Annotated in this window: 14 protein-coding genes; 2 read left to right on the top strand and 12 right to left on the bottom strand. The window is 70.9% G+C overall.

The features are described 5' to 3' along the window. Positions 1 to 110 precede the first annotated feature (110 nt). The 8 genes from kduD to Afe05nite_RS14045 are packed head-to-tail and all read right to left on the bottom strand — an operon-like array spanning position 111 to position 8,510. Positions 111 to 869 carry a 2-dehydro-3-deoxy-D-gluconate 5-dehydrogenase KduD gene (kduD, locus tag Afe05nite_RS14080; RefSeq protein WP_203817515.1) on the bottom strand — a complete coding sequence of 253 codons (759 nt, stop codon included), beginning with the start codon at positions 867 to 869 and terminating at the stop codon, positions 111 to 113. A gap of 2 nt (positions 870 to 871) precedes the next feature. Then, positions 872 to 1,696 (bottom strand): 5-deoxy-glucuronate isomerase, encoded by an 825-nt coding sequence (gene iolB, locus Afe05nite_RS14075; protein ID WP_203817514.1) that lies wholly within the window; start codon positions 1,694 to 1,696, stop codon positions 872 to 874. An 8-nt stretch (positions 1,697 to 1,704) separates the two neighbouring features. Beyond that, positions 1,705 to 2,841 carry a glycoside hydrolase family 88 protein gene (locus Afe05nite_RS14070; protein WP_203817513.1) on the bottom strand — a complete coding sequence of 379 codons (1,137 nt, stop codon included), beginning with the start codon at positions 2,839 to 2,841 and terminating at the stop codon, positions 1,705 to 1,707. Beyond that, positions 2,838 to 3,500: a hypothetical protein gene (locus tag Afe05nite_RS14065; RefSeq protein ID WP_203817512.1), complete on the bottom strand. Its 663-nt coding sequence runs from the start codon at positions 3,498 to 3,500 to the stop codon at positions 2,838 to 2,840. The genes Afe05nite_RS14070 and Afe05nite_RS14065 overlap by 4 nt, the downstream gene beginning before the upstream one ends. Before the next feature lie 5 nt (positions 3,501 to 3,505). After that, the gene (locus tag Afe05nite_RS14060; RefSeq protein WP_239117807.1) at positions 3,506 to 4,384 is read right to left on the bottom strand and encodes a carbohydrate ABC transporter permease; all 879 of its coding nucleotides are present in this window, start codon (positions 4,382 to 4,384) and stop codon (positions 3,506 to 3,508) included. Next, positions 4,381 to 5,289, bottom strand: coding sequence for a carbohydrate ABC transporter permease (locus Afe05nite_RS14055; protein ID WP_203817511.1), 909 nt, complete (start codon positions 5,287 to 5,289; stop codon positions 4,381 to 4,383). The genes Afe05nite_RS14060 and Afe05nite_RS14055 overlap by 4 nt, the downstream gene beginning before the upstream one ends. A 54-nt stretch (positions 5,290 to 5,343) precedes the next feature. Next, the gene (locus tag Afe05nite_RS14050; RefSeq protein ID WP_203817510.1) at positions 5,344 to 6,633 is read right to left on the bottom strand and encodes an ABC transporter substrate-binding protein; all 1,290 of its coding nucleotides are present in this window, start codon (positions 6,631 to 6,633) and stop codon (positions 5,344 to 5,346) included. Next, the gene (locus Afe05nite_RS14045; RefSeq protein WP_239117806.1) at positions 6,633 to 8,510 is read right to left on the bottom strand and encodes a DUF2264 domain-containing protein; all 1,878 of its coding nucleotides are present in this window, start codon (positions 8,508 to 8,510) and stop codon (positions 6,633 to 6,635) included. The genes Afe05nite_RS14050 and Afe05nite_RS14045 overlap by 1 nt, the downstream gene beginning before the upstream one ends. Positions 8,511 to 8,695: 185 nt before the next feature. Between Afe05nite_RS14045 and Afe05nite_RS14040 the strand changes: the two genes are divergently transcribed. Both Afe05nite_RS14040 and Afe05nite_RS14035 read left to right on the top strand, forming a co-directional pair. Continuing rightward, positions 8,696 to 10,600 carry a heparinase II/III domain-containing protein gene (locus Afe05nite_RS14040; RefSeq protein WP_203817509.1) on the top strand — a complete coding sequence of 635 codons (1,905 nt, stop codon included), beginning with the start codon at positions 8,696 to 8,698 and terminating at the stop codon, positions 10,598 to 10,600. Further along, entirely contained in the window at positions 10,597 to 11,676 is a 1,080-nt protein-coding gene (locus Afe05nite_RS14035) for a substrate-binding domain-containing protein (protein WP_203817508.1), read from the top strand. The genes Afe05nite_RS14040 and Afe05nite_RS14035 overlap by 4 nt, the downstream gene beginning before the upstream one ends. Before the next feature lie 21 nt (positions 11,677 to 11,697). On the opposite strand, the gene Afe05nite_RS14030 is transcribed toward Afe05nite_RS14035, so the two are convergent. The 4 genes from Afe05nite_RS14030 to sigK all read right to left on the bottom strand — a co-directional run bounded on the left by Afe05nite_RS14030 (position 11,698) and on the right by sigK (position 15,234). Then, on the bottom strand, positions 11,698 to 13,203 hold the full coding sequence (locus tag Afe05nite_RS14030; RefSeq protein WP_203817507.1) for a molybdopterin-dependent oxidoreductase: 1,506 nt from the start codon (positions 13,201 to 13,203) through the stop codon (positions 11,698 to 11,700). Continuing rightward, positions 13,203 to 13,841: a fasciclin domain-containing protein gene (locus Afe05nite_RS14025; RefSeq protein WP_203817506.1), complete on the bottom strand. Its 639-nt coding sequence runs from the start codon at positions 13,839 to 13,841 to the stop codon at positions 13,203 to 13,205. The genes Afe05nite_RS14030 and Afe05nite_RS14025 overlap by 1 nt, the downstream gene beginning before the upstream one ends. A gap of 71 nt (positions 13,842 to 13,912) precedes the next feature. Beyond that, the gene (locus Afe05nite_RS14020) at positions 13,913 to 14,641 is read right to left on the bottom strand and encodes an anti-sigma factor (RefSeq protein WP_203817505.1); all 729 of its coding nucleotides are present in this window, start codon (positions 14,639 to 14,641) and stop codon (positions 13,913 to 13,915) included. After that, positions 14,638 to 15,234, bottom strand: coding sequence for an ECF RNA polymerase sigma factor SigK (gene sigK, locus Afe05nite_RS14015; protein ID WP_203817504.1), 597 nt, complete (start codon positions 15,232 to 15,234; stop codon positions 14,638 to 14,640). The genes Afe05nite_RS14020 and sigK overlap by 4 nt, the downstream gene beginning before the upstream one ends. Between the last annotated feature and the right edge of the window lie 75 nt (positions 15,235 to 15,309).

The following is a 15,309-nucleotide window of genomic DNA, read 5'->3' as shown; positions in this document are numbered from 1 at the left end:
CCTCCCCAGGGACAAACGCGCGGAAGGCGCCGGGCGTTCTTCTTACCGCCCGCCTCGGTCCGCGCGTATCGTCCACTCAGGCCGATCGGGTTGACCCGTGCGGACCGGGGTCACCGGGCCAGCCAGCCGCCGTCGACGGGCAGGACGGTTCCGTGGAGGTAACGGGCCGCGTCGGAGGCCAGGAACACGACAGCCCCGGCCAGGTCGGCGGGGGTGCCCCAGCGGCCGGCGGGAATGCGGTCGAGGATCGCCGCCGCGCGGGCCGGGTCGGCGCGCAGAGCGGCGGTGTTGTCGGTGGCCATGTAGCCCGGGGCGACCGCGTTGACGTTCACGCCGTGCGCGGCCCACTCGTTGGCCAGGGCCTTGGTGAGGCCGACGACGGCGTGTTTGGCCGCCGTGTAGGCCGGGACGCGGATGCCGCCCTGGAAGGACAGCATCGAGGCGACGTTGATGATCCGGCCGCCGCCGGGAGCGTCCAGCATGACGCGGCCGGCGGCCTGGGACAGGTGCCAGACCGCGTCGAGGTCGACGGTCAGCACCTCGTCCCAGTCCGCCGCGCTGGTCTCGACCGCGTCCGCACGGCGGATGATCCCGGCGTTGTTGACCAGGATGTCGAGCCGGCCCAGCTCGTCGAGAACGGTGCGGACGGCCCCGGCGAGGTCCGCCTTGCCGAGGTCGCCGGGGACGTGCAGCGCGCGGCGGCCGACGGCGGCGACGGCCGCCATGGTGTCCGCGGGCGACGAGCGGCCCAGCAGCGCGACGTCGGCGCCGGCCTCGGCCAGGGCGATCGCGCATCCCTGGCCGAGGCCGCGGTTGCCGCCGGTGACCAGGGCGACCTGGCCGTCGAGCCGGAAGCGGTCCAGGATCATCCTCAGTGCCCCAGGTCGCGCAGCATCGGCACGGTGCGCCCCACCCACGACAGGCCGGCGTCCTCGACGGCGCCCTGGGTGCGCTGGGTGCCGGCCAGGAACCACAGGTAGTACGTGGTGTAGCCGGGCGCGCTGACCACGGTGTGGTAGCCCGACGGCATCATCTGCACGGCGTGGTCGCGTGCCGTGTAGTTCTCCTCGTAGCCCTCGTCGGTGTAGACCCGGGAGATGCCGAAGCCGTCGCCGGGCGAGACCCGGAAGTAGTACATCTCCTCGTGGGCGGCCTCGCCGGGCAGGCTGTCGAACTTGTGGCGGTGCGGCGGGAAGGTGCTCCAGTTGCCGGACGGCGTGTAGGTCTCCCCCACGATCAAACGGCGGGCGGGCAGGTCCGGCTGCGCGATCTCGGTCAGGATCTGGTGGTACGTGCGACCGAAGTTGGCCGCGCCCCATCGACCGTCGGCGACCCGGGACGGGGCGATGACGTAGGGCGCCACGTCCAGATCGCTCGGTGCGCTCGGCAGCGCTATCTCCACCGCGCTTTCGGCCCGCACCACAAAGGACGAGCCGGCCGGAATGTACACCGAATGCGGTTTCCCACCGAACACGTTGGGCCGCCCGCCGACGTTGTCGAACTTCTCACCGCCGACCGTGACGGACGCGATCCCGCCGAGCACGACCGCGAGAATCTCCCGGTCGCCGGACTCCCCGGCATGGGACTCCCCCGCCGACAGCCGCAGCAGCTGGAAATCGAGCAGGTCGCACGGATTGACCGGCAGCTCGTTGAGGCCCGGCCCGGCCGGGATGTCGCAGTGATATCTGTAGTCCATGGGGCTCCTCACCAGTGATCGGACCAGTCGGGGCGGGTGACGCGGGTGAGGGCCTCCAGATAGAAGTAGTCACCCCAGAGAGTGCCCTCGTCGACGCCCACCCCCTTCGGCTTGTCGTAGACGCCGTGCAGCAGAAGGGCATTGGATTCCGGCTGTACGGCGGTGGAGTAACCGTCGATGAGCGAGTCGAGAATTCGCCCGGCGGCGGCCCGGTGGCGTTCGCCGCCGAGTTCCAGCAGTCCGCAGACCGCGATCGCGGCCGCCGAACTGTCGCGTTCCTCGCTGCTGCCGTCGGTGAAGACCAGATCCCAATAGGGCACCGAGTCGGCCGGCAGCCGGCTGAGGAATCGTTCCGCGCAGCGGTGCGCGGCGTCGAGCAACGTCGGATCGCCGGTGTGGCGGTGATTGAGCGCGAAACCGTAGATCCCCCACGCCTGTCCGCGCGCCCAGCACGATTCGTCGGAGCTGCCCTGCTCGGTCTCGCCGCGTAACGGCGCTCCGGTTTCCGGGTCCCAGTAGAACGTGTGGAACGTCGTACCGTCCGGCCGCAGGATGTGGTCCCGCAGCTGGATGCCGTGCCGCCGGGCGACGTCGGCGTATCGCCGATCGCCGGTGATCTCCGACGCCCAGAACAACAGCGGCGTGTTCATCAGACTGTCGATGATGGTGCGCCCCTGCTGGCGCGGGTCGCTCATGTCGCCCCAGGCCTGGATGATCCCGGCCGGTTCGAGCACCCGGGTGAGCAGATGGTCGGCGGCGGCGACGGCGGCGTCCCGCGCCACCCGGTCGCCGGTCAGCTGCCACGGCACGACGCTGGAGAGCGTGTAGAGGAAGCCGAGGTCGTGGGTGTCCACGTCGGACCGGGTGTGGATCCGGTCGGCGAAGCTCGGCACGTGCGCGGCGGCCGCACGGGCGTACGAGGCCTCCCCGGTCAGCTCGTGCGCTAGCCACAACATGCCGGGCCAGAAGCTCGTCGTCCAGCCCACGTTCCCGGCCCGCTCGGCGTACCGGCCGCCGACGGTGGTGTCGCCGGGATAACCGCCGCCGAAGGTCGCGATGTTGGCGTCGACCGTGCGCAGGGCGGCGGCGCGGGCCGCCGCCACGGCCTCGGCGTCGGGGCTGGGGCGGACGTCGATCGCCGTCATGCGGCTCCTTCCGATGCGGCGGACGCGGGCGGCATCGCCGCGTTGAGCGAGAAGCGGCTGCCCGCCCACACCACGTAGAGCAGGGGTGCGGCGGCCAGGCCGAGCGCGATCGCGGGGCGGGTCGAGAGCAACGCCTCCAGCAGGCCGAGCACGGCCAGCGAGAACAGCGTCAGATACCAGTGCCGGACGGCCAGGTAGAGGCTCACCCGGCAGGCGTCGCGCAGCCGCACCGCCGGCCGTTCGGCCAGGACCACCAGGGCGAGCAGGGTGGTCGCCGAGACCAGGATCATCGCCACGACGAGCATCGGGATGACCAGCGCGCCGACCTGGCGCCCCCACGCGTACCGCAGGTCGACGGCGAGCACGACGACAGTGGTCGCCGCGACCGCCACCAGCGGGACCGCCCGGCGCGCCGAGGCGCGCCAGACCCGGCCGAAGGTCCGCACCGGAGTGCCGTCGGCGTGCTTGGCCAGCACCGCGAACGCCCCGCACAGCGCCGGCCCGGCGAGCGGGGTGAGCGCGGCGAGCAGCGGCCACGAGCGGGCCGGGTCGGTGGTCATCAGCAACGCCACCAGCGGCGCGCACGCCAGGGTCAACAGGACGTTGGTCATCAGGCCCGCGTACGCGAGCTCGAACAGGGGGCCGAGGCGCTGTTTCACGGCGGTCACCCCTTCAGTCCGGTGCTGGCGATGCCTTCGACGAAGTAGCGCTGGCCGAGCAGGAAGATGATCGCGATCGGCAGGACCGACAGCACCGACCCGGTCATGATCAGGGCGTACTCGGCGTTGTAGGTGTTCACGAACGTCTTCAGGCCGATCTGGATCGTCCACAGGTCCCGGCTGCGCAGGTAGATCAGCGGGCCCATGTAGTCGTTCCAGGTCGACACCAGGGTCAGCAGCGTCAGGCTGGCCAGCGCCGGCACCGACAGCGGAAGCATGATGCGGCGCCAGATGCCGTACTCGCTCATGCCGTCGATGCGCGCGGCGTCCAGCAGTTCGTCCGGGATCGACTCGTAGTACTGCTTCATCAGGAACACGCCGAACGCCCCGAACGCCTGCAACGCGACTATCGCCCAGAGGGTGTCCGACAGGTGCAGCTTCGAGAACAGGATGAACTGCGGAATCATGTAGGACTGCCAGGGGACGGCGAGGGTGCCGATGTAGGCGAGGAACAACGCCGTACGGCCGGGGAAGCGCACCTTGGCGAATCCGTAGGCGGCGAAACTGCCGGTCAGCACCTGCAGAAAGGTGACGACGACGGACAGGATCAGGGTGTTCTTGAGCCACGTCGTCAGATCCGACTTCTGCCAGATGTCGAGGTAGTTCCTCCAGACGACCGGGTCGGGCAGCCAGCGCACCGGAATGGTGTAGACGTCGTTGTTGGCCTTCAGCGACGACATCGCCATCCAGTAGAACGGGAGGAGCACGGCGGCCGCGGCGAGGACGAGGGCCGCATAGCCGAGGAAGCGATAGCCGCTCCGGCGCCGGCGCGGCAACGGTTCCAGGCTCACTCTCTCGACCGGCGGCGCGTGGCGGAGGGTCACGAGTCACTCCCCCGCCGATTGATGAGGAACTGGGCGGCCGTGACCCCGAAACAGATCAGGAACAATGCGATCGACACGGTCGAGGCGTAACCGAACTGGTTCTCGACGAAGCCCTTCTGATAGATGTACTGCGAGAGCACCAGCGTCGACTGGCCCGGCCCGCCGTTGGTCATCACCAGGATCAGGTCGAAGACCTTGAAACTGCCGATGGTCAGCATCACGACGACGAAGAACGTGGTGGGTCGCAGCCCGGGAATCGTCACCGCCCGCAACCGCTGCCAGGCGTTCGCCCCGTCCACCTTGGCCGCCTCGTAGAGCTGACCGGGAATGGTCTGCAGGCCGGCCAGGAAGAGCAGCATGTAGTAGCCCATCTCGCGCCAGGTCCCGACGACGATCACGGCCGGCATCGACCAGTCCGCCGAGGTGGTCCAGCCGGGTGGATGGTCGACGCCGAGCCCGCGCAGAGCCGCGTTGATCGGGCCGTACCCGGGGCTGAAAAGCATGTTCCAGACCTGGGCGAGCGCCACGATCGAGGTGATGTAGGGGAAGAACGCGACCGTACGGAAAAATGCGACGCCCCGCAGCCGCCGGTTGAGCAGAAGCGCGAGAGCGAGCGCCGCGACCAGGGTCAGTGGAATGTGGAAGACCGTGTAATAGAGGGTGTTGCGCAGCGCGGTCCGGAAGCTGGCGTCGTGCAGCATCTGCCGGACGTTGTCCAGGCCGGTCCATTCCGCGCCGCCGAACACGTTCCAGCTGGTGAACGCGTAATAGAAGAGCAGCGCCACCGGCACGAGGGTGAGCAGGGCGAAACCGGCGAAGTTCGGCAGCAGGAACGACCAGCCCACCGCCGTGTCGCGCCATACCTGCCGGCCACGCCGGCGGCGGGCCAACGGCATCGATGTCATGTCAGGCTCCCGGTGGGTCGCGGCGCCGCGGGTTCGTTCCCGCGGCGCCCCCGCTTACTTGTTGAGGACCTCGTTCTTGGCCCGGTTCTGCGCCTCGGTGATGGCCGCGCCGACGTCCTTGCTGCCGGACATGATCGCGGTGTGGGTGTCGCTGAGAACGTTCTGCAACGCCGCCGTGTGCTTGGAGACCGGGTTCTCCGGCTTCGTCTCGTGCTTGGTGAAGGCGAACTTCGAGAGGTCGTCCTGCGGCACGCCGTCGAGCTTGAAGAAGGTGTCCCGCACCGCTTCGGTGTCGGCCGGCGTGATGCCGATTCCGGCGAGCGCTTTCGCACCGTCGACGCCCGCCGCGTACGCGAGGAATGCCTTGGCCGAGGCGAGCTTGCCCTTGTTGATCTTGGGGTTGATGCCGAGGCCCGTCGGATCGCCGAAGGTGACCGGAGTGGCGCTCGTTCCGGTGGTGCTCTTGTCGAGCTGCGGCGCCGGCGCGAAGCCCCAGTCGAACTTGTCGGCCTCGCCGCTGCCCTGCTGTTTGCGCAGGGTGGCGATGTACCACGAGCCCATCAGCATCATCGCCGCCGACTGTTTGCCGAACTGCGACTGATAGGTGAGGTTGTTGGTGGTGGCGTCGCCGAACTTGACCTGCGCCCCGGCGTTCTGCAGGTCGAGAACCCGCGAATAGTACGGCTTGAGGTAGCCGAAGTCGCCGCTCTCGATGGCCGCACCCGGGGTCTGGGCGAGGGCGAAACCCTGCACCGTCGACTGCCAGATGTGCTCGTAGTCGCCTTTCGGCCCGTTGAGTTTCGCCGTCAGCTCCTTGGCCGTGGCGGCATAGTCGTCCCATGTCCACGAACCGTCGGGCAGCTTGACGCCGGCCTTGTCGAACAGCGTCTTGTTGTAGAACAGCACCCAGGAGTCCTGCCGGTACGGGACGGCCCAGGTCTTGCCGTCCGCCTGGTAGCTGTCGATCCCACCGACGGTTTTGGCCAGGCCGCTCGCGACATCCGACACGTCGACGAGTTGCTTGCCGTTCTGATAGGTGTAGAAGTTCTTGAGCGTCTTCTGCGCGTAGATGTCCGGCGCTTTGCCGGCGGCCAGGTCGGCGACCATCTGCGTGTCGTAATTGGCCGCGTCGTATTCCTTCAGCTCCACCGTCACGTCGGGATGGGCGGCGTGGAAACCGTCGGCGAGCGTCTTGAACTCGGGCGTGGTGGCGAAGCTCCAGCCGGCGAGGGTGAGCGTCTGCGGCCCGCCGGCGGAACCCTCGTCGTCAGCACCGCTGCAGCCGGTGAGCACCAAGGAGATCGCCGCCGTGGCACCGAGGACGGCCGTGAGAGAGCGTTTCATCATTTCTCCTTCCCGTTCTGTTGCCGGGTGTTTTCCAGGGGAGTGCGGGTCTGGACGCCGTCGGGCCAGGTGACCCGGACCTCCAGCCCGTGGTCGATGTGCGCGTCCGCACCGGGGGGTGTCGGATCGCGGGTGAGGGCGACGAGGGCGGCGATCCATTCGCCCGGCCCGACCTGCCACTCGAGCCAGGGCACACGTGTCGGACTGCCCAGCGGGCCGGCGTCGGCGCGCTCCTCGAGGCCCGCGCGAGTCGTACCCGGGTCCGGGCCGCCGACGGCCAGCGGGATCAGGTGCGACGCCAGTTCGCCGGTCACCGGCCAGCCGCTCATCCGCAGCGTGGCCACCCGGTCGGCAGCGGCCAGCCGGATCTCCCAGGCGCCGCGGACCAGTGAGTACACCGTCACCACGCCGGCCACCGTGACCACACCGGGCCGGCCGCCGCCGTGCTCGCGCCGCACCGGCGCCGGGTCGAGCCAGTGGACCGGTCCGGTCGAGCCGGCCACCCCCACCGCACCGTCGACGCGCGCACCGAGGGATCGGAAACCGGCCCGGTGCGTCGACCGCCCGTCCGCGCCGACGAGCACCACCGACTGGTCCCCGGGGTTGGTCCACCCGGTCTCGTCCAGCAGCGGAGCCGTCGCGGTGGAGTAGCCGAGCCGGGCGTACAGCGGGGAATCGCCGACCGCGGCCCCCGCCACCTCGTGGTCGGTGCCGTGGTTGAGCACCCGGACGATGCCGTCCGCCCGTACGCCGGAGACCAGCCAGCCCGGCGCCTCGACGGCTCGCAGCACGTCGCCCCGGTCGATCGGCAGCGGTTCGGCCGGCGCCGTCCACACCGGATGGTCGGCGGGCAGGGCCAGACCGAGCATGCCCTTGCTCGCCCAGTACGGCGAGCCCGGTCCCGAGTAGGACTGGGCCAGCGGCCGCCAGGCTCCGTGCCAGCCGATGTCGAGCAGGCCGGCCGCGTCCGGCGCGCCCCGGTCGGCGAAGTGGTGGACGATCCGGTCGGCGGCGTGCCGCAGCAGACCCGGGGACAGCGACGGGACCTCGGCCAGGGCGCCGGCCCAGAACGGCGCCGCCGCGGCGAACCGGTAGGTCAGGCTCCGCCCCTGGATCAGCGGCGATCCGTCGGCACCGATCAGGTTCACCGCGTCCAGCAGGAAGCGGTCGAGGTCGGCCCGATAGCGGCCGATCCGGGACGCCGCCAGGTCTTCCGCACCCGACATGCGGGACCACAGGATCGGGTAGACGTGCAGCGCCCACCCGTTGTAGTGGTCGTAGGCCCGGGTCGGGCCGTCGGCCAGCCACCCGTCGGCGCGGCGGAAGCTGTCGTGCGTGGCCAGGTCCTCGAGCATGTCGGTGCCCGACCACGGACCGCCCACCGAGCGCAGGAACGTCTGCACCACCAGCCGGAACCACACCCAGTTGGTCTGCGGATAGGTGCGGTCGCCGACGGCCGGGGACAGGTAGTCGACGATCCGTTCCTGGGCCGCGGGCTCGAGCCGGTCCCAGATCCAGGGCCGGGTCAGGTCCAGGACGAGGGCGATCGACGCGGCCTCGACCTTGGCCTGTCCGTGTTCGTCGAGCCGGGTCCAGCGGTCCGGCATGTGCGGGTCGGTGCCGTTGGTGAGGCCCGTCGCGTACCACTCGGCGAGCCCGTCCGGATCGGCCGGCGACCCGGCGAGGCGGAAGCCGGCGAGCAGGAACGTGCGGGCGAAGCCCTCGAGTCCGTCGATCGCGCGTCCGTAACCGCCTTCGGCGCCCGGCGGCGTGATGCGGGCATGTCCGGGCGAGGCATGCCGGCGGGCCGCCGCCAGCATGCGGTCGGCCAGGCGTAACCAGTCGGTGCGGGGGTGGTCGGGGCTGTTCTCGGACACGCGTCACTCTCCGAGGAACTCGGCGACTTGGGGATGGAGAGACGGTTTCGGGGAAGTAAAACGCTCATATTCAGCCATGTCAACGCCATGTTCATCCTGAATAGATTCCAAAGTGATCTGATACGATCACGTTCGATCACATCAGGAGTCGTCAATCCTCCTGCGGTCGTGAACTGGAGGCCTGCATGGTCGGACTCCGTCCCCCGCCGGAAGCGCTGCCGGTCGCCCCGGCCACCGACCGTGGCGTCTGGGCGGCGGCGGGCCTCGACGCCGCGACCTTCCGGCAGCTCGCGGCCGCCGCCGTGGCCCGCCGCGGAACGCCCTGGCCCACACCGCTCGCCAGCGGATTCGCGCGCTACTTCCGGGACGGCGACCGCGAGGCCTACGAATCGGTCCTCTGGCAGCGGCAATACCGCGTGACCCGGGCCGCGATCATGGCGGCCGGCACGCTCGACCCGGAATGGATCGACGAGGTCGCGGACGGCGTGGTGCTGCTGTGCGAGCAGTCGACCTGGTGCTGGCCCGCACACGACGACACGTTCACGCGGCACAGTTCGGTGCTGCCCACCGTCACCGACCCCTACCTCGACCTCGGGGCCGGCGAGGTGGCGATGCAGCTGACCTGGATCTATCACCTGCTCGCCGACCAGTTCGACGCCCGGGTCCCGGGCCTGCGGCAACGGATCCGGCACGAAGTGGACCGCCGCGTCCTCACCCCGTTCGAGACCAGGCGCGACTGGCACTGGCTCGGACTCGACGGCCACCTGCACAACTGGAACCCGTGGATCCACGGGAACGTGCTTGTCGCGGCGCTGCGCCTGACGTCGGGCGAGCGGCGCGACCACCTCGTGCGGCTCGTCGTCGACGGCCTCGAGCGCTACGCGGCCTCGATCCCGCCCGACGGGGCCATCGACGAGGGTTACGCCTACTGGTGGAACGGAGCCGGCCGGCTCCTCGAGGCCTTCCACCTGCTCGAGTACGCGACCGGCGGCGCTCTCGGCGACGCGAGGGGGTGGCCGGCGCTGCGGGCGACGGTCTCCTTCCCGCACCGCATGCACCTGGGCGGCGACTGGTACCTGAACTTCGCCGACGGCCAGGCCCGCCCGCCGCGTTCCCAGCCGTGGCACGCCTTGCACCGGGCCGCCCGGCTGTTCGGCGACCGGCAGGCCGAGGCGCACGCCGCGACCTACCGGGTGCCGGGCGAGCCGGTGGCCGACGAGACCCAGGGCCTCGGGCGCCTCGTGCAGGCCCTGACCGACCCGGCCTGGCTCGCCGCCGGCTCCGGCTCCGGCTCCGGCTCCGGCTCCGGCTCCGGCGACCCTGCGCCCCGGACGGTCGGCGCGGATGCGGCGGCCGGGGGTGGTGACTGGTTCGCGTCGACCGAGGTGTTCGTGGCCCGGGGGGCGCGACTCACCCTGGCGGTCAAGGGTGGGGACAACGGGGAGAACCACAATCACAACGACGTCGGCAGCGTGGTCGTGGCCCTGGGCGGGGTGCCGGTGCTCGTCGACCCGGGACGACCGACCTACACGAGGCAGACGTTCTCGCCGGAGCGGTACGCGATCTGGACCATGCGCAGTTCGTGGCACAACACTCCGACGATCGCCGGGGTGGAGCAGTCGGACGGCAGGCGGTTCGCGGCCCAGGGCATCCAGGTTCGGGACGGTGCTGTCTCGGCGGAACTCTCCGGCGCGTACCCGATGAAAAACAGGCTGAGCTGGCGGCGGACCGCGCGGCTCGAGCACGACGTGGTGTTGATCTCGGATGTGTGGGACGACGCCAAGATCGACAAGGGGCGCACCGTGATCCACTATGTCGTTGCCGGATCAGTTTCGGTCGGCGACGGTTTCGCGGAGATCGTCGCGCTGGAGGGGGCGGGCTCGGTGCGGATGACGTGGGAGCCGGCGGTGGAGTGCACGGTGGTGGTCCGGCCGCTGGACGATCCGATGCTCAGCGAGGTCTGGGGCGAGCGCCTGACCAGGCTCGACCTCGACGTGACGGCGGTCGGTAGGCTCGATGTGACCGTCCTCGATGCTGCCGCCGTGCGCCCTGACATGGCCGTGCGCCTTGATGTGAGGGAGCAGCGGTGAGCACCTCTGAGAAGCGCGGGCCTCTGCAGGTCGCCCGGCGCGCCCGGCTGCTCGAGGCCCTGCAGCGCGACGGCGTGCTGCGCATCTCCGATCTGACCGACGCGCTCGGCGCGGCGGCCGTCACGATCCGGCGCGACATCGCCCAGCTGGCCGAGGAAGGCCTGGTCAAGCGGGTGCACGGGGGCGTGGCGCTGCCGTCGGCGGCGGTCGAGGAGGCGACCGAGGCGGGGGGCGGGTCGATCGGCATGCTGGTGCCGTCACTCGACTACTACTACCCGAGTGTCGCGCGGGGGGCCGAGGAGGCCGCGCGCGAACTGGACATGCGGATCGTGCTGCGCGGCTCGTCGTACGACTCGGCGGACGACCTCCCGCCGCTCAGCCGGCTCGTCGAGCAGGGCGCGGCGGCGCTGATCGTGACGCCGCGACTGGACGCGCCCACCTCGGCCCGCACCGTCGAGTGGCTGGCCGAGCTGGACATCCCGGTCGTCCTGCTGGAGCGGACGGCGTCGAGCGGGCCGCACCACGAGGTTCTCGAGTCGGTGGTCACCGATCACGCGCTGGGTGCCGCGATGGCCGTGCGCCATCTGGTCTCTCTCGGACATTCGCATGTCGGAGCCGTGCTCGCCGAGAACAGTCCGACCACGCCGCACATCCGCCGCGGTTTCCAGGAGGCGGTGATCGAATGTGGTCTGACCGCCATCGCCACCGAACTCGTCCCGGACGCGCGGTTGCCGGCCTGCGCCGTGGCCCTCGACGCGGTGCTCGACCGGTGCCACGAGACCGGCACCACCGCGCTGCTCGTGCACGCCGACGCCGAGGCGATCGCCCTGGCCCAGCGGTGCGAGGAGCGTGGCCTGGTGGTGCCGGGCGACCTGTCGGTGGTCGCCTACGACGACGAGGTGGCCGGCCTGGTCAGCCCGGCCCTGACCGCGGTGCGGCCGCCCCGCCGGTCGATCGGGCGAGCCGCGGTGCGGCTCGTCGCCGACCGGCTGGCCGATCCCGACCGGCCCGCCCACCGGGTCGTGATCAGCCCGTCGCTCACCGTCCGGGCGTCGACCGGTCGCCTGTCCGCTTGAGAGAGCCGCCGGTGCCGGCCGTCAGCCGACGGTCACGGCGACGGTGTGCCAGCCGGTGGCGCCGTTCGGGAACGGGGTCACCCGGGCCTCGGGCTGCGTCGCCCCCGTGCCGTCGGTGGCCCGCACCGACAGGGAGTGCGGTCCCGCCGTGGCCTGCCAGGGGAACCGCCACTGCACCCAGGTGTCGACCGACGGCGTGGGCAGCAGCTCGGCCGGCTTCCACGGGCCGCCGTCCACGCTGACCTCCACCGCCTTGATGCCCCGGCGCTGGGCCCACGCGACGCCGGCGACCGTGACCGGACCGGCCGCCGGGCGGCCGAACGGGCGGGGCATGTCGATGCGCGAAGCCGTCTTCACCGGGCCCTCGGCCGACCAGCCGCGCTCCACCCAGTACGGGTCGAACTTCGCGAACGTGGTCAGTTCCAATTCGGTGACCCACTTGCAGGCCCCCGCATACCCGTACAGGCCGGGGGTCAGCATCCGCACCGGGAAGCCGTGCTCCAGCGGCAACGGCTCGCCGTTCATCCCGACGACGAGCATGGTGTCGCGACCGTCGAGGGCGGTGATCACCGGCGTGCCGATGGTCATGCCCTCGGCCGAGCGGGCCACGATCTGGTCCGCCCCGGCGTCGATGCCCGCCTCGTCCAACAGTGCTTTGAGGGGTACGCCGAGCCAGCGCGACGTGCCGATGTAGGGCCCGCCGACCTCGTTGGACACGCAGTTGAGGGTGATGACACGCTCGATGAGCGGGCGCCGCAGCAGATCCTCGAACGACAGCCGCAGCTCCTTGCCGACCATCCCGTGGATCCGCAGTTCCCAGGTGTCCGGGTCGAGCCGGGGCACGGTGAGCGCGGTGTCGACCCGATAGAAGTCGCCGTTCGGGGTGAGGGTGAACCCGCTCGGCAGGGCGGGCGCCGGGTCGGCCGCCGTGGGCAGCCGGATGTCCGCCCGCGATCGCGCCGCCGCACCCCCTCGCACCCCTTTGATCGCGGTCGCCCCGGCCGCCGTCGCCGCTGCCGCACCGGCCACCACGGCCGCCGCCTGCAGGAACTTGCGCCGATCGAGGACTACCGGACCGGCTTCGCCGGCCGATCCGCGGGGGGTGAGCCGGGTCAGCAGCCACCACAGGGTCCCGCCCGCCACCAGGGCGCCGAGCAGGGAGGGTAGTAGGTCGCCGGCTCGGGCGGCGGGGCGGGACAGCGCGGCCCCCGCGCCCGCCACTCCGAGCACCGCCGCACCGATCACGACGGCGAGGCGGTGGCGCCGGCCGAGGATGCCGGCCAGCGCCGCCAGCAGGGCCAGGACCACGGCGACGACGCTCAGCAGGAACGGCTTGTCGTTGGTACCGAGCTCGCGGACCGCGAGCTCCTTCACCGGGGTCGGCGTCGCGTCGATCACCGCGGCACCGACCGCTACCAGGGGCCCGGCCTCGGGCCGGGTCGCGGCCGCAAGAAGTTCCGCGGCCGCGACCCCGAAGCCCGCGGCGATGATCCCGGCCAGGGCGCCGGGAAACCCGCGGCGGATCATCAGCTCTTCGGCATCAGCACGGTGTCGACGATGTAGACGTTGGCGTTCGACGTCTGCACGTTGCCGCACACCACCGAGGCGTCGTTGACCTTCCAGTCCATGCCGCTACCGGTGACGTTCACCTCGCCGCCCTGCAGGGTCTTGTGCGAGCCGGCGATGTCGGCGGGCGTCAGCCGGCCCGGCACCACGTGGTAGGTCAGGATGCTGGTCAGCGTCTTCTTGTCGGCAAGGACCTTCTTGAGGGTGGCCTCGGGGATCTTCTTGAAGGCGTCGTTGGTCGGGGCGAAGACCGTGATGTTGTCGGCCGAGTTCAAGGTGTCGACCAGGCCGGCCTGCTTCACCGCGGTGACCAGGGTGGACAGCAGCGGGTTGCCGGACGCCGCGGTAGCCACCGGCACCTGCGACATCGACTGGAAGCTGCCCTTGTTCGACGGGTCGGTGGGCACGGCCGCACAGCCGGAGCCGAAGTTGACCATCGAGTCGCTCGGGGCGGACGACGGCATCATGCTGGGTGCCGCGGTCGTTGTGGTCGGCGCCGCCGCGGTCGTGTCCTTGCTGTCGTCACTGCCGCCACAAGCGGCCATGGAGGCCGAGAAAGCAAGGGCGGCAGCGACGGCGGTGAGCTTAATTGCACGCATAAGGTCCAACCTCCATCTATCGGGCTAACATCAGTAATTCGGAGCTAAGCGGCCCGCGGATAGGTCGGAGATCAGATTAATTTCAAATCGGCGATCATGTCGGTGGTCGGCCGAACTGACCCGTGTGGTGGTTCCACCGTCACGCCGACGTCGGAGACGCCCACCATGTTCTCGACGATCCGCACGGACGCCGTCTGCCCCGGCTCGAGCACCCCGGCGTTGGCGGGCGTGCCGCCCCGCAGGGTCCACAGCTGGTAGACGTTGCCGTCGACCGGCGCGGAGGAGGCGGCGAGCATGATGACGCCGGCGCCGTGCAGCGTGGACATCGCCACGGTCACCTTGCCGCCGCCGGTCAGGGCCTGCTCGCGAACGGTCAGGTCGGGGGCGGTGAGCACGGCCTGGATGCGGGCCTCGGCGGACCGGGCCTGCTGGGCGGACGCTCGCTCATCGCGTACCCGCTGCTCCTGGATGACCGCGACGGACCCACTCACCACGACCACCGCGGCTGCGGCGGCGGCGAGACGCCGCCAGCTCGAGGTGGACGGCCGGACCGGCACGCTCGGCTGGACCGGCGGAAGCTGGCGGGTCGACGCGATCTGCGAGAGCACGGTCGCCCGCAGCCGCGGCGGCGGCACCGACCAGGTCGCGTCGGCCAGCCGGGCGGCCGCCATGTGCAGCTCGTCGGTCTCGGCCCGGCAGTCCGCGCACTCGCGCAGGTGCCGCTCGAAAGCGACCCGCTCAAGATCATCAACGGCATCCAAGACGTACGCGCCGAGCAGCGCGTGAATGTCGGCGGTCATGCTCGCACCCCCGCTCCCAGGCAGTCCCGCAGTCGGCTCAATCCGTCTCGCATCCGCGCCTTGACGGTGGTCAGCGAGGCGCCGACCAACTCCGCCACCTGCGGGTACGAGTTGCCCTGGTAATAGGCGAGGGTCACGGCCTGGCGCTGCAACTCGGTGAGCCCGTCCAGGCAGTGGCGCACCTGCTGGCGCTCGAGTCGGCCGGCCACCTCGTCGGCCACCGCGTCGTAGGGCGTGTCGATCGAGGCACTGCCGGTGCGCAGCAGCCGGTTGGCCGACGCCTGCTCCGAGCGGGCCCGGTCCACGGCCCGGCGGTGCGCGATGGTGAAGACCCACGAGGTGGCCGAGCCGCGCGCCGGATCGAACCGGGCGGCCGTGCGCCACACCTCGACAAGGACCTCCTGGACGACCTCCTCGGACTGCCCAGGGTCCCGAAGAACGCGCCTGACCAGGCCGTATACCCGGGGAGCGACGAGGTCGTACAGCTTCGCGAACGCCCTCTCGTCACCCCGCGCCACAGCGCTGAGCAAGTCGGTCTCGCCGGGACTACCCGGGACCACGGAGAGATGTCGGCTCGCGCTTTGCTCGGTCATAAGGGTGATTCGGAGTCTTCGGTTCGCCGGATAGGTGCGGTGCGATCCAGTTCACCCTAGCGGGGGTACGGCCGG

The organism is Paractinoplanes ferrugineus (assembly GCF_016862195.1).
In the GTDB taxonomy this organism is placed as follows: domain Bacteria; phylum Actinomycetota; class Actinomycetes; order Mycobacteriales; family Micromonosporaceae; genus Actinoplanes; species Actinoplanes ferrugineus.
The sequence above is the reverse complement of the archived record's forward strand: the minus strand, read 5'-3'. Positions and strand labels throughout refer to the sequence as shown.

Coding starts and splice junctions, on each gene's coding strand:
- kduD (WP_203817515.1), bottom strand. CDS start 869: ATGATCCTGGACCGCTTCCGGCTCGACGGCCAGGTCGCCCTGGTCACC.
- iolB (WP_203817514.1), bottom strand. CDS start 1,696: ATGGACTACAGATATCACTGCGACATCCCGGCCGGGCCGGGCCTCAAC.
- Afe05nite_RS14070 (WP_203817513.1), bottom strand. CDS start 2,841: ATGACGGCGATCGACGTCCGCCCCAGCCCCGACGCCGAGGCCGTGGCG.
- Afe05nite_RS14055 (WP_203817511.1), bottom strand. CDS start 5,289: ATGACATCGATGCCGTTGGCCCGCCGCCGGCGTGGCCGGCAGGTATGG.
- Afe05nite_RS14050 (WP_203817510.1), bottom strand. CDS start 6,633: ATGAAACGCTCTCTCACGGCCGTCCTCGGTGCCACGGCGGCGATCTCC.
- Afe05nite_RS14040 (WP_203817509.1), top strand. CDS start 8,696: ATGGTCGGACTCCGTCCCCCGCCGGAAGCGCTGCCGGTCGCCCCGGCC.
- Afe05nite_RS14030 (WP_203817507.1), bottom strand. CDS start 13,203: ATGATCCGCCGCGGGTTTCCCGGCGCCCTGGCCGGGATCATCGCCGCG.
- Afe05nite_RS14025 (WP_203817506.1), bottom strand. CDS start 13,841: ATGCGTGCAATTAAGCTCACCGCCGTCGCTGCCGCCCTTGCTTTCTCG.
- Afe05nite_RS14020 (WP_203817505.1), bottom strand. CDS start 14,641: ATGACCGCCGACATTCACGCGCTGCTCGGCGCGTACGTCTTGGATGCC.
- sigK (WP_203817504.1), bottom strand. CDS start 15,234: ATGACCGAGCAAAGCGCGAGCCGACATCTCTCCGTGGTCCCGGGTAGT.